Genomic DNA, 13,348 nt, shown 5'->3' with positions numbered 1-13,348 from the left:
TGATCGGGGAAAACGCGGTAGCTGCTGCAACGCAACTACCGCTTGGAGCTTGCTACTTACCGCTGGAGGCTTCAGCCGACCCGGTAGTTAGGGGCTTCTTTGGTGATCTGCACGTCATGCACGTGGGACTCGGCCATGCCGGCACCGGTGATGCGCACGAATTCCGGCTTGGTACGCATCTCTTCGATGGTTGCGCTGCCGGTGTAGCCCATGGACGAACGCAGGCCGCCCATCAGCTGGTGGATGATCGCGGCCAGGGCGCCCTTGTACGGTACGCGGCCTTCGATACCTTCCGGCACCAGCTTCTCGGCACCGGCCGAGGAGTCCTGGAAGTAACGGTCGGAGGAGCCTTGCGCCTGCGCCATGGCACCCAGCGAGCCCATGCCGCGGTAGGCCTTGTAGGAACGGCCCTGGAACAGCTCGACTTCACCCGGAGCCTCTTCGGTACCGGCGAACATCGACCCCATCATCACGCAGGAAGCACCGGCGACGATGGCCTTGGACAGGTCACCCGAGAAGCGGATGCCGCCGTCGGCGATCAGTGGCACGCCCGTACCTTCCAGTGCGGCGGCAACGTTGGCGATGGCACTGATTTGCGGGACGCCGACACCGGCGACGATACGGGTGGTGCAGATCGAGCCTGGGCCGATACCGACCTTCACGGCGTCGGCGCCGGCTTCTGCCAGGGCCTTGGCCGCAGCGCCAGTGGCGATGTTGCCGCCGATCACCTGAACGTGCGGGTAGGTTTCCTTGACCCAGCGAACACGGTCGATCACGCCTTTGGAGTGGCCGTGGGCGGTATCGACGACAACCACGTCAACGCCAGCGGCAACCAGGGCAGCAACGCGCTCGCCGGTGTCCTTGCCGGTGCCGACCGCAGCGCCGACGCGCAGGCGACCCTGGTCGTCCTTGCTGGCCAGCGGGTAGGCCTTGGCCTTTTCGATGTCCTTGACGGTCATCATGCCCTTGAGGGTGAACTTGTCGTCGACGATCAGGACTTTTTCCAGGCGGTGCTTGTGCAGCAGCTCGCGGACTTCGTTCTTGTCGGCGCCTTCGCGCACGGTGACCAGGCGCTCTTTGGGCGTCATCACGTCGCGCACCTTGGCATCCAGGCGGGTTTCGAAGCGCACGTCACGGGAAGTGACGATACCGACCAGGTCGCCGTTCTCCAGCACCGGAACACCCGAGATGTTGTTCAGGCGGGTCAGGTCGAACAGGTCGCGCACAGTGGCGTCGGCGTCGATGGTGATCGGGTCCTTGACCACGCCAGCCTCGAACTTCTTGACCTTGCGGACTTCGCCGGCCTGCTGTTCGATGGTCATGTTCTTGTGGATGATGCCGATGCCGCCTTCCTGGGCCATGGCAATGGCCAGGCGCGCTTCGGTCACGGTATCCATGGCGGCGGAAACCAGAGGAATGTTCAGCTCGATGCCACGAGTCAAACGGGTCTTGAGACTGACTTCATTGGGCAGTACCTCGGAGTAGCCAGGTACAAGGAGGATATCGTCGAAAGTCAGGGCTTCTTGGCTGATACGCAGCATCGCGGGGGCTCCCGGGCGGGAAAAATGGAAGCGCGCCATTATACTCATCCACGGCGCGCCGCTCAATGCAAAATAAGGGCCTTCGGTCAGCGTTCTGGCAGTTTTACCTGCACCACCGCCACCGGCTGGTCCAGCCAGTCGGCGAAGCTGTCGAGAAAGGCCTGGGTAAACCCGGCCTCGCCCCAGTTGTTGAAGATGAACCCCAGGTTGGAAAAGGCACATGGCTGCAGGTAAATGAAGCCATTGATGTCGTCTTCGAAGCCGCACAACGGGCAGGTGAAGTTGTCACTCACCCCCGGCATCCACTCCTCCAGGCTTTCGAACAACGGTTCGCCCACCTCGCGCCGGCACTCGGGGCAGCCGGCTTCTTCGAGGAAACCCTCGGTGGGCGTATAGATGCAGCGTTTGAGCATCACTTCAAGGCCGTTCACCGGCACGCCGATCGGGAGTTGTTCCGGGTGCAGGGCGATTTTGCGCGCACCTTCGGCCAGGGCATGGCCCATGCGGTTGCCGGTGCGACCACAGGTGGTCAGTTGCTCCTCGACCACTTTTTCGCGCACCAGCCAGCGCAGGATGGCCCGGGCGCGGGCCTCGTGCACAGGTACGGTGGAAAGTTTAGGGACGATGATGCTCTGGGTGTTCATGGGCGAAACGGGCCTGGGGATTGCGGTGGTCGGGCAATTCTACCGTTCACGCGCCCAGGTAGCGACCTGGTCAGCGCAAGGCCGCAGGCGCCATCGCTGTAACAGCCGAGGCCTCTGTGCGCAACCACCTAGTCCAAGGCAAAATTGCCCCCTGCACTTGGCGCCCTCCCCCCACCCCCTTATCATGCCCCCATGATCAAAGACCCCTTCGAACGACTCGGCCTGGACCGCGAGGTCCTCACCGTCAGCCAGCTCAACGGCCGTGCCCGTGTGCTGCTGGAAGACGTGTTCCGCAGTGTCTGGGTGGAAGGCGAGATATCCAACCTCGCCCGCCCGGCCTCCGGCCACATGTACTTCACCCTCAAGGACAGCGGCGCCCAGGTGCGCTGCGCGCTGTTCCGGCAGAGCGCCACGCGGGTCCGCCAGGCCCTGCGTGATGGCCTGGCAGTGCGAGTGCGTGGCAAGGTCTCGCTGTTCGAAGGCCGTGGCGACTACCAGTTGATTCTCGACACGGTCGAACCGGCCGGTGACGGCGCCCTGCGCCTGGCCTTCGAGGCACTGAAGGAAAAGCTCGGGGCCGAGGGCCTGTTCAGTGCCGAACGCAAGAAGGCGCTGCCAGCCCACCCGCAACGCATTGGCATCATCAGCTCGCCCACCGGTGCGGTCATCCGCGACATCATCAGCGTCTTCGGCCGCCGCGCTCCGCAAGTCGAACTGAACCTGATCCCCACAGCGGTGCAGGGCCGCGAAGCCATCGCGCAGATCGTGCGCGCGATTCGCCTGGCCGACAGCCGCGGTTTCGATGCCCTGATCCTGGCCCGTGGCGGCGGGTCGCTGGAAGACCTGTGGTGCTTCAACGAAGAGGCCGTGGCGCGTGCAATCGCGGCCTGCGTCACACCGATCGTCAGCGCCGTGGGCCATGAGACCGACGTATCGATCAGCGACTTCGTTGCCGATGTGCGCGCCCCTACGCCCTCAGCCGCTGCCGAGCTGCTTGCCCCCGATAACAGCGGGCTGCAGCAGCGCCTTGAAGGGTTGCAGCGGCGCCTGCTGCTGCGCATGCAGAACCGCCTGGCCCACGACCGCCTGCGCCTGGAATCGCTGACCCGGCGCCTGCGCCACCCCGGCGAGCGCTTGCGCCAGCAGGCCCAGCGCCTGGACGACCTGGACATGCGCCTGCGCCGCGCGTTCCTGCAGGGCCTCAACCAGCGCCGCGAACGCCTGGCGCGCCTGGACACCCGCCTGGCCGCGCAACATCCGGGGCGCACGCTGAAACTGCTCAGCCAACGCCTGGACAGCCTCGCCGAGCGCCTGCCGCGGGCCATGCGCGAGGTGCTCAAGGACCGTCGCCAGCGCTTTCAGGCGCAACTGCAGACGCTGCAAGTGGTCAGCCCATTGGCGACCCTGGCACGCGGCTACAGCATCCTGCTCGACGAGCATGGCCAAGCCATCCGCAGTGCCGAGCAAACCCGCAACGGCCAGCGCCTGACAGCCCGCCTGAATGAAGGCGAATTGCAGGTGCGCGTCGAGGACAACCACCTGACTCCGGTCACCCTTTCCCTACTGGACTGACACATGCCCCGCCTGTTCGCCCCTCTGCTTGCCCTATCCCTGTTGTTGCTGGCTGGCGGCGCCCAGGCCAGCTACATCACCCGCACCCTGAACAAACCTGTCCCGGGTGGCGTTGCCGTGGTCGATCTGGGCCCGGCGGCCACAGCGCCGAGCGCCCGCTTCGACGGCAAGCCGGTGCTGGTGGTCAAAGAGCAGGACAACTGGCTGGCCATCGTCGGCATTCCACTGACGCAAAAGCCCGGCACGGCCGTGCTGTCCCAAGGCGGGCGCACCCTGCCGTTCAGCGTCGGCACCAAGAAGTACCCCGAGCAGCACATCACCCTGAAGAACAAGCGCCAGGTCAACCCCAACCCCGCCGACCTCAAGCGCATCGACCGTGAACTGGCCGAGCAGATCAAGGCCTACCGCAGCTTCAGCCCCAACCTGCCGAGCAACCTGATCCTCGACAAGCCGGTCAGCGGCCCACTGTCGAGCAAGTTCGGCGTACGCCGCTTCTTCAACGGTGAAGAGCGCAACCCGCATGCGGGGCTGGATTTCGCGGTGCCAGCCGGCACGCCGATCAAGACACCGGCCAATGGCAAGGTGATTCTGGTGGGCGATTATTTCTTCAATGGCCGCACGGTGTTCGTCGACCATGGGCAGGGCTTCATCAGCATGTTCTGCCACATGTCGAAGATCGACGTGAATGTCGGCCAGCAGCTGCGCCGCGGGGATGTGGTGGGCAAGGTTGGGTCGACCGGGCGGGCGACCGGGCCGCACATGCACTGGAACGTTAGCCTGAATGATGCGCGGGTGGATCCGGCCATCTTCATTGGGGCGTTCCAACCTTGATCCGTAGCGCCTTCATCGCCGGCAAGCCGGCGATGGGGCCCGCCCTTTTGCACCCCTTGGCTTGATTTGCGCAATCAAAAAATACCGCGCAACAGGTATAAAGCTTGAGACAAATAACCGCCATAAAATCTCGCCATAAAGATTTTTTTAAGCATTTATCTCAATTTTTCGGCAGCCCTTGCCATCCCTCACCCCACTGGTTAGGGTTGAAGGCATGAAAACCTCCAGCACCCTCATCCTGCTCCGACAACATCGCAGCCTCTGCCTGGTCAGCGCCCGACTACCAGGCTGATCGCGTCGCCTCGCCTCTTCATCTCGTTATCGCTCGGCAGGCCCGATCTCGGCCGCACACAAAAGGATTGCTTCCATGACCATGCTCAAAGACCCTTCGAAGAAGTACCGCGCCTTCCCGACCATCGACCTGCCAGACCGTACCTGGCCGTCGAAGACCATCACCGAAGCGCCGATCTGGTGCAGCTCGGACCTGCGTGATGGCAACCAGTCGCTGATCGAGCCGATGGACTCGGAGAAGAAGCTGCGGTTCTGGAAGACCTTGGTGCAGGTTGGCGTGAAGGAAATCGAAGCCTCGTTCCCGTCCGCCTCGCAGACCGATTTCGACTTCGTGCGCACCTTGATCGAAGAGGGTCACATCCCGGATGACACCACCATCCAGGTGCTCACCCAGGCCCGTGAAGACCTGATCGCGCGTACTTTCGAATCGCTGCGCGGGGCCAAGAAGGCCATCGTCCACCTGTACAACGCCACCAGCCCGTCGTTCCGCCGCATCGTCTTCAACCAGGACAAGCAAGGCGTGAAGGACATCGCGGTGAACGCGGCCAAGCTGTTCGTCAAGTACGCCGCCCAGCAGCCGGAAACCCAGTGGACGTTCCAGTACTCGCCGGAAACCTTCAGCGCGACGGAGCTTGAGTTCGCCAAGGAAGTCTGCGACGCAGTCATCGAAGTGTGGAACCCGACGCCAGAGCACAAGGTCATCCTCAACCTGCCGGCCACCGTGGAAGTTGCCACGCCGAACATCTACGCCGATCAGATCGAGTGGTTCTGCCGCAACATCAGCCGCCGCGACAGCGTGATCATCAGCCTGCACTGCCACAACGACCGTGGCACCGGCATCGCCGCCACAGAACTGGGCCTGATGGCCGGTGCCGACCGTGCCGAGGGCTGCCTGTTCGGTAATGGCGAGCGTACCGGCAACGTCGACCTGGTGACCCTGGCACTGAACCTCTACACCCAGGGCATCGACCCGCAACTGGACTTCTCCGACATCGACGGCGTGCGCAAGGTGGTCGAAGAGTGCAACCAGCTGCCGGTTCACCCGCGTCATCCGTATGTCGGTGACCTGGTACACACTGCGTTCTCCGGCTCGCACCAGGACGCCATCCGCAAGGGCTTCGCCAAGCAGCAAGAAGGCGAGCTGTGGGAAGTGCCGTACCTGCCGATCGACCCGGCCGACATCGGCCGCAGCTACGAGGCCGTGATCCGCGTCAACAGCCAGTCGGGCAAAGGCGGCATCACCTACCTGCTCGAGCAGGAGTACGGCATCAGCCTGCCGCGCCGCATGCAGATCGAGTTCAGCCAGGTGGTGCAGGGTGAAACCGACCGCCTTGGCCTGGAAATGACCGCGCAGCAGATCTACAGCCTGCTGCACAAGGAATACCTCCAGGCCAACAGCCCGTACGCACTGGTCAGCCACCGCCTGCAGGAAGAAAACGGCCATAGCGCCGTGGAAGTGGAAGTCGCCGGTGAAGGCGAAACTACCCTGCACTGGCGCGGCAAGGGCAATGGCGCCCTCGAAGCCCTGGTAGCCGGCCTGCCGGTTGCGGTGGAGATCATGGACTACAACGAGCACGCTATCGGTGCCGGCACCAACGCCAAGGCCGCGGCCTACATCGAACTGCGCGTGGCCGGTGGCCGCCCGGTGCACGGCGTGGGTATCGATGAGAACATCACCACTGCCAGCTTCAAGGCACTGTTCAGCGCGCTGAACCGCTCGCTGAGCCAGCAAGAGGCCAAGGCTGCGTAACTTGCCCCCCCCAAAAAAGCCCGCATCTGTGATGCGGGCTTTTTTTTACCCTGGATTCACCAGCTGGACTGTCAGCCAGCTTAAACAACAGTTTAAGAAAAATCAGGCCCGTCAGTCAGTATGAGGACTACCCATTTTCACTTTCAACGAAGCGACTGCCATAGGTGCGAGCCCTAACCCTACGGGCACAAGACCCGCAAGTATGGCTACAGCACTGCCAAAAGAACTGCTTATCAACCCTGCCAATGGGACAGAAAGCAGCATCGAAACTTTGAAGAGTGCACTGGTAATTCCGGTGACTCTGCCAAGCAAATCCGCGGGTACCAGCGCCTGTCTCAATGTCCAAGCTGTAATGATCACATAGGCCCCAAAGAAGCCCACGAAAAAGGCCGACACATAGTAAGACTCAACCGTTCCTAGTCCAAGTGGCGACACCCCTGATGCAGCCATTCCAGCACTGCATGTACACACAGCAATGCGGGTATTTAATGCACGCATCATCCTCGGTGCGACTAATCCGGAAAAAATGGAACCCAAAGCATATGAAACCAAAAGGAATGGTGTTTCGCTGATATTGAATACCCCACTGTCCGCAGCACTCAGGAGCACGAAAAAAAGATAAATAGCTGTGAAGGCATTATTGCCCACGACGATATAAACAACATGCACCAGCGGCTTGTTTTGCACAAGCGCCCTATAGCTGGAGATAAAGGAAGTGGGGACAACCGGGGCGATGCGAGGCGGGAGTTCGAAAGAGGAGTAGCGATACAGAAAACTTGAAAGCAAAAAACAAATGGAAGCACCATAAAATACTACCGCCGGATTTTGCAACATCAAAAAATATGAGACGGCGACGGGCGATAGGATGAGCGCACAGTGCTCGACGATAAGTAATCGTGCATTCATGCGCGGGAGTAAATCTTTATGGAGGATACGGGGTATCAGGCAAGCACGAAGATTGCTGAGTATATATATCCCGATGGAAATCACACTTAATAGAACAAACGTCTCTAACAACGTCCATCCCCCTCGCCGAATCGCATACAACGCCACATCACAGCATAGCCCCAGCGCGACCAAGAAACCTAAGGCTCGCGAGCGAACTCCATCCACAAGTCTCCCAGCCCAATAACCAAAGGCAACTGGACCTAAATAAACGGTCGCTCTTAGCAGCGCTGAGAAAACTTCATCCCCCGACCCACTTAGCCTGCTTAGCGGTACGTAGATAAAAATCACCTGCGCTGCACACGCCTCGACAAAGAAAGCAAGAAGCAGACATGTTATCGCCTTTGATTGATTGTTCATAATTAACTAGTTACAAATCAATCAACGAAGCGTAAATCGCGGCCAATCTACCGTCAACCAGCAGATTAGGTTGAATTGTCACCTGACAGTGACAATTTTATCTATGGAAGAGCAAATGTAAAAAAAACATACAGAGCATTGAATTTTTCACCAAGTGCGACTAAGACTGAATCAGCAACTCATCCACAACAACAAAAGACGGAGTTTGTGATGTCAAGAAAAAAAACTGTAGGAAGTTTCCGAAAACTATTATTCAACGGCAGGCTCGACCTGATTCTGGAGGCCCACAATGGGCTCTCCGCTAGAATAGTCGAGGAGACGGGCTATCCAGCTATTTGGGCGTCGGGACTCGCTATTTCCTCAGCGATGGGGCTTCGCGATTGCAATGAGGCATCATGGAGTCAGGTCATGGAGGTCGCTCAATGCATAGCTGACGCAGTAAATATCCCTGTTCTTTTCGACGGAGATTCAGGCTTCGGTAATTTCAATAATGTAAGGCACATAGTTAAGCGCCTGTCGCACTATGGGATAGCTGGAGTTTCTTTAGAAGACAAACAGTTTCCTAAAATGAACTCGTTCGTCAGCCATGAGCACGCACTTAGTAGCGTGGATGAATTTTGCGGAAAGATTAAAGCTGCGCAGGATTCGAAACGGGACGATGACTTTATTGTTATCGCTCGTACAGAAGCATTGGTAGCCGGAATGAGTGTCCAGGCGGCTTTGAAACGAGCGGAGCAGTACTACGAAGCAGGTGCCGATGGAATTTTTATACACTCCAAAGAGACAGACGGATTCGACATATTGGAATTCAGTAAGTGCTGGGCAGGACGCTACCCTTTGATAGTTGCCCCAACAACCTATAAAAACGTGTCGACGGAGCTACTACAGGAAGTTGGGGTCTCGGTGTATATATGTGCAAACCAAATGATGCGGGCCTCATTGCTTGCAATGCGAAATGCAGCAGCACAAATTCAGGCAGACAATAGCATCTGCAACATCGACAATAACATCTGTTCGCTCTCCGAAGTATTTCAACTTTTGGACTACGACGAACTAAAGGATGCGGAGCTGATTTATGCTCGACAAGAAAGCTAGCATGCGGGCTGCCTGCCACATGCTCAAAACAATCATGCTTGAATGTAAAAAAGTAAAGCTTAGCAACGGCGAGACACTCTTGGAGCACTCGCTTTGGAGTGCTCACCAGGCATTGACTGAGGGCTGTGCGGAAGAACTGATTGTCGCAGCGTTGTTCCACGACATTGGCCATTTCCTATGCAACAGTGACCCAGAAATGACTCCATATGAAAAGGACTGCCAGCATGCTGATCTGGGTGCCCAATGGCTAAACCGATGGTTCCCTCAGTCAGTCTGCATCCCCATTCAATTCCATATTGATGCAAAGCGATACTTAATCACCGTTAATGAAAACTACAACGATCAACTGAGTTCGGGATCACTGTCAAGCTTACTTAACTAAGGGGGACGTATGACAAGCGAAGAAATCTTGGCATTTCAAAACCAGCCATACCACCATGACGCGCTATCCATCCGAAAATTTGATGACACGCCGTATGACAATGGATTCGTGAATGCGTATTCAAGGTATGAAAAAATCATCATGGCCGTAATGAGGTGATGAATGAAAAGGACAATATTGGATGCTCATGTGCATCTGCTCATGTGGAAGCAGCAAGCAGAGCCGGATTGGAACTCAGTGAGCCAGACGCTGAAAGTAGCAAACTTTAATGAACTCGATGCAATCCGCATCACCGAACACATCGAAGCTGATGCTTACGAAAAACTGATGCTGGGTCTATTCTGCAGCAATCGCCTCGGTGGTAGCACGCAGGGAGATGGCTCAGTTATTTGTAACGGTGTCCTTGTGTTACCCGGTGCAGAGCTACATCTCGCGAACAATATGAACATTGGCGTGCATGCTGACCTGGAAACACTGCTGAGTCTTGATCGACGAGCGAGCGCGTATACCCTGGATACGCTTCATGGACTGCTAGAGAAGCGAGGCAGACCTTTTAAACTAGTAGCCCACCATATTTTTTGGCCAGGTAAGACATGCTCAGATCTTGAAGCTTTAAAACGCTGCATAAACGCGATCGAGGTCCCGGCCAAAGACCTCACTAACATACATAAATTCTTGACATTAGCATCGACATTAAATCTCGACACTACAGGAGGGTCTGACTCTCACTCATTCATATCCATAGGCGCTTGTAAAACACTTATAAATGAAGATAACACGCACAGTCCACTCACCCTGAAAAAATGGCTGCACAGCCATCACACAACGCACGAACCGGATCGCGACGCATCGCACTGGCAATTCAAAAACGTCGGGCAAAAAAAAGGGCGCCGACCAAGCGCCCCATAAGCCGTAAAGCACACAACAAATTCAGTATCAGTCCAGCAAAGCCATCGCCTCGGCGCTACACGCTTCGATCCGCGCCCAGTCGCCGTTCTTGATCCAGCTGCTGTCGAGCATCCAGGTTCCGCCCACGCACATCACATTGGGCAGCGCCATGTAGTTGCGCACGTTGGCCGGGTTGACCCCACCGGTAGGACAGAATCGAATATCACCGAACGGGCCACCAAAGGCCTTGATCGCTGCCACGCCGCCACTGATTTCCGCCGGGAACAGCTTGAAGCGGCGGTAACCCAGGGCATACCCCATCATGATTTCCGAAGGCGTGCTGATGCCCGGCAACAATGGGATATCGCTGTCCACCCCAGCCTCGAGGATGTCCTGGGTGATCCCCGGGGTCACGACAAACTGCGCGCCAGCGGCTTCAACCGCGGCAAACATGCCGCGATCGAGCACCGTACCGGCGCCGACACACAGGTCCGGACGCTGCTCACGCAGCACCTGGATAGCCTTCAGGCCATACTGCGAGCGCAGGGTTACTTCCAAGGTGCGGATACCACCAGCGGCCAGGGCATCGGCCAGCGGCAGGATGTCTTCCTCACGGGCGATGGTGATCACCGGCAGGATGCGCGCCGCCCCACAGATCGCATCGATCCGGGCGGCTTTCTCGGCCATCGAGAGCAGAGGCTGGGGGCGTTCAAGGGTGGTCATGACAGTGGATCCTTTGCTCATGGGCACCAGTAGATGTCCAAGGGGTCGTGAAGAAAGGCGCGAATCGGCATTTCATTGAGGTCGTTGCCCGCCAGCGCGGCGCGCAGGGTAGCGAGTTTGCCCGGGCCCTGCACGGACAGCGCGATGAACGCGGCGCTGGCCAGCAGGGAACGGGTCAGCGAAAGGCGCTGGTGCGGCACGCTCGGCGCCAGCAACGGCAGGCAGCGGCGCGTGCTGTTCAGGTCCAGGCCTTCGGCCAGATTCGGGCTGCCGGGGAACAGCGAAGCGGTATGACCATCGTCGCCCATGCCCAGTACCAGCACGTCGATGGCCGGCAGATCGGCCAATGCCTGGTCGGCTTGGGCGGCCGCCGCGTCGAGGTTCTCGGCCTGCTGATACAGCCCGATAAAACGAGCCTTGGCAGCGCCTCCCTGGAACAAATGGCGGGCCAGCAAACCGGCATTGCTGTCGGCGTGCTCAACCGGCACCCAGCGCTCGTCGGCCAGGCTGACGGTGACCTTGGACCAGTCCAGGGCCTCGGTCGCCAGCTTCTCCAGGAACGGCACCGGGCTGCGGCCGCCGGACAACACCAGGCAAGCCCGCCCTTTCGCGGCGATGGCTGCGCGCAAGCGCTCGGCCACATCAGCCGCCAATGTTGCCGAAAGTACGCGGGCATCATTCAGCTGATGCGCCTTGACCGATGTCGGCAAATTCAATTCAGATATCCCCATACCACGCCCTCCCATCACGTGTAATCAGTGCGATCGAGCTCATCGGCCCCCAGGACCCAGCCGCATACGGCTTGGGCGCATCGCCGGCGCTTTGCCAGCCCGCGATCAACTGGTCGCACCACTTCCAGGCATATTCGATTTCATCCTTGCGCACGAACAGGTTCTGGTTGCCGCGCATCACCTCGAGCAGCAGGCGTTCGTAGGCATCCGGAATCCGCGCGGTGCGCCAGGTGTCGGAAAAATTCAGTTGCAAGGGGCCGCTGCGCAGTTGCATGCCTTTGTCCAGGCCCTGCTCCTTGGTCATCACACGTAGAGAGATGCCTTCACTCGGCTGCAGGCGGATGATCAGTTTGTTGCCGACCTGCAAGCGCTGCTCCGGGGCGAAGATGTAGTGCGGCGTCTCCTTGAAGTGGATGACGATCTGCGACAGCTTCTGCGGCATGCGCTTACCGGTACGCAGGTAAAACGGTACCCCCGACCAACGCCAGTTACGAATATCGGCACGCAGGGCGACGAAGGTTTCCGTGTCGCTCTGGGCGTTGGCGTTGTCTTCCTCCAGGTAACCCGGCACCGGCTTGCCGTCGCTGTAGCCGGCGATGTACTGGCCGCGCACCACGCGGGTACTCAAGCCCTCGCCAGTGATCGGGGCAAGGGCCTTGAGCACCTTGACCTTCTCGTCGCGGATGCTGTCGGCTGAAAGCTCGCTGGGCGGGTCCATGGCGATCAGGCACAACAGCTGCAGCAGGTGGTTCTGAATCATGTCGCGCAGCTGGCCGGCCTTGTCGAAATAGCCCCAACGGCCTTCGATGCCGACCTTCTCGGCCACGGTGATTTCCACGTGGGAGATCGAGTTCTGGTTCCACTGGGTTTCGAACAGGCTATTGGCGAAGCGCAGGGCAATCAGGTTCTGCACCGTCTCCTTGCCCAGGTAATGGTCGATGCGGTAAACACGGCTTTCCGGGAAGAACCGCGCCACGGCGTCGTTCACCCGGCGCGATGACTCAAGATCGTGCCCGATGGGCTTTTCCAGCACCACCCGGGTGCGCGCGGCAAGGCCCGCCTTGTCGAGGTTTTCGCAGATTGCGCCATACACGGCCGCCGCAGTGGCGAAATAGGCAATCAACGGCAGCCCGGCAGGTGCCTGCTCAGCCAGGGCCTGGTAGCCCTCCGGCTGCAGGAAGTCCAGGTGCTGGTAACTCAGACGCCCCAGAAAACGCGCCAGCGCCGCAGGCTCCAGATCAGCCTCCGCCACGTGCTTGCGCAGATGGGCCTCGATGGTATTCAGGTGCTCCTGTACGCTGCCAGGCTCGCGTGCCAGCGCCAGCAGGCGAGTATCGGCGTGCAGCAAATTGGCGCGGTCGAGCTGGTAGAGCGCAGGAAACAGCTTGCGCAATGCCAGGTCGCCCAAGGCGCCAAACAGGGCAAAGGTGCAAGGTTCAACACTGATCGCAGCCATGATGTTGGTTCTTTCCTAAAGTTGGCCTAGGAATACCGCTTTCACATACGGTTTTCAAGAGAAAATGTAGTAAAAACCACAACATTACACACAAGTGTTACAGATAAGTGGTGCGCCACCCGCACCGACAGTACGATAG

Annotated in this window: 12 protein-coding genes; 6 read left to right on the top strand and 6 right to left on the bottom strand. The window is 59.0% G+C overall.

The window, feature by feature from the left end; all coding sequences use genetic code 11:
* Positions 1-71 precede the first annotated feature (71 nt).
* Both guaB and JNA92_RS08630 read right to left on the bottom strand, forming a co-directional pair.
* Positions 72-1,541, bottom strand: a complete 1,470-nt coding sequence (gene guaB, locus JNA92_RS08635; RefSeq protein WP_241804299.1) for an IMP dehydrogenase — start codon at positions 1,539-1,541, stop codon at positions 72-74.
* 86 nt (positions 1,542-1,627) lie between these two features.
* Positions 1,628-2,185: a sugar ABC transporter ATPase gene (locus JNA92_RS08630; RefSeq protein WP_241804298.1), complete on the bottom strand. Its 558-nt coding sequence runs from the start codon at positions 2,183-2,185 to the stop codon at positions 1,628-1,630.
* Positions 2,186-2,377: 192 nt separating this feature from the next.
* Between JNA92_RS08630 and xseA the strand changes: the two genes are divergently transcribed.
* The 3 genes from xseA (at position 2,378) to leuA (ending at position 6,629) form a co-directional block, all read left to right on the top strand.
* Positions 2,378-3,757: an exodeoxyribonuclease VII large subunit gene (gene xseA / locus JNA92_RS08625; protein WP_241804297.1), complete on the top strand. Its 1,380-nt coding sequence runs from the start codon at positions 2,378-2,380 to the stop codon at positions 3,755-3,757.
* A gap of 3 nt (positions 3,758-3,760) precedes the next feature.
* The gene (locus JNA92_RS08620; protein ID WP_196996972.1) at positions 3,761-4,588 is read left to right on the top strand and encodes a M23 family metallopeptidase; all 828 of its coding nucleotides are present in this window, start codon (positions 3,761-3,763) and stop codon (positions 4,586-4,588) included.
* A 367-nt stretch (positions 4,589-4,955) separates the two neighbouring features.
* Positions 4,956-6,629, top strand: a complete 1,674-nt coding sequence (gene leuA / locus JNA92_RS08615) for a 2-isopropylmalate synthase (protein WP_125924466.1) — start codon at positions 4,956-4,958, stop codon at positions 6,627-6,629.
* A 111-nt stretch (positions 6,630-6,740) separates the two neighbouring features.
* On the opposite strand, the gene JNA92_RS08610 is transcribed toward leuA, so the two are convergent.
* Entirely contained in the window at positions 6,741-7,934 is a 1,194-nt protein-coding gene (locus tag JNA92_RS08610) for an MFS transporter (RefSeq protein ID WP_241804296.1), read from the bottom strand.
* Between the two features lie 210 nt (positions 7,935-8,144).
* Between JNA92_RS08610 and aepX the strand changes: the two genes are divergently transcribed.
* The 3 genes from aepX to JNA92_RS08595 all read left to right on the top strand — a co-directional run bounded on the left by aepX (position 8,145) and on the right by JNA92_RS08595 (position 10,320).
* Positions 8,145-9,029 (top strand): phosphoenolpyruvate mutase, encoded by an 885-nt coding sequence (aepX, locus tag JNA92_RS08605; protein ID WP_241804295.1) that lies wholly within the window; start codon positions 8,145-8,147, stop codon positions 9,027-9,029.
* Positions 9,010-9,411, top strand: a complete 402-nt coding sequence (locus tag JNA92_RS08600) for an HD domain-containing protein (protein ID WP_241804294.1) — start codon at positions 9,010-9,012, stop codon at positions 9,409-9,411. The genes aepX and JNA92_RS08600 overlap by 20 nt, the downstream gene beginning before the upstream one ends.
* A 162-nt stretch (positions 9,412-9,573) precedes the next feature.
* Positions 9,574-10,320 carry a PHP-associated domain-containing protein gene (locus tag JNA92_RS08595; protein ID WP_241804293.1) on the top strand — a complete coding sequence of 249 codons (747 nt, stop codon included), beginning with the start codon at positions 9,574-9,576 and terminating at the stop codon, positions 10,318-10,320.
* A 27-nt stretch (positions 10,321-10,347) separates the two neighbouring features.
* Here JNA92_RS08595 and JNA92_RS08590 read toward each other — a convergent pair whose 3' ends face one another.
* Genes JNA92_RS08590 through zwf form a run of 3 tightly spaced genes read right to left on the bottom strand, consistent with a single transcriptional unit; the run spans position 10,348 to position 13,209 of the window.
* Complete coding sequence (locus JNA92_RS08590; protein ID WP_241804292.1) at positions 10,348-11,022, bottom strand: bifunctional 4-hydroxy-2-oxoglutarate aldolase/2-dehydro-3-deoxy-phosphogluconate aldolase; 675 nt, start codon at positions 11,020-11,022, stop codon at positions 10,348-10,350.
* Positions 11,023-11,039: 17 nt separating this feature from the next.
* A complete protein-coding gene (pgl, locus tag JNA92_RS08585) occupies positions 11,040-11,753 on the bottom strand; it encodes a 6-phosphogluconolactonase (protein WP_241804291.1) in 714 nt (237 codons plus the stop codon).
* Positions 11,740-13,209 (bottom strand): glucose-6-phosphate dehydrogenase, encoded by a 1,470-nt coding sequence (gene zwf / locus JNA92_RS08580; RefSeq protein ID WP_241804290.1) that lies wholly within the window; start codon positions 13,207-13,209, stop codon positions 11,740-11,742. The genes pgl and zwf overlap by 14 nt, the downstream gene beginning before the upstream one ends.
* Between the last annotated feature and the right edge of the window lie 139 nt (positions 13,210-13,348).

This window comes from Pseudomonas putida, from assembly GCF_022627325.1.
In the GTDB taxonomy this organism is placed as follows: Bacteria; Pseudomonadota; Gammaproteobacteria; order Pseudomonadales; family Pseudomonadaceae; genus Aquipseudomonas; species Aquipseudomonas putida_X.
The sequence above is the reverse complement of the archived record's forward strand: the minus strand, read 5'-3'. Positions and strand labels throughout refer to the sequence as shown.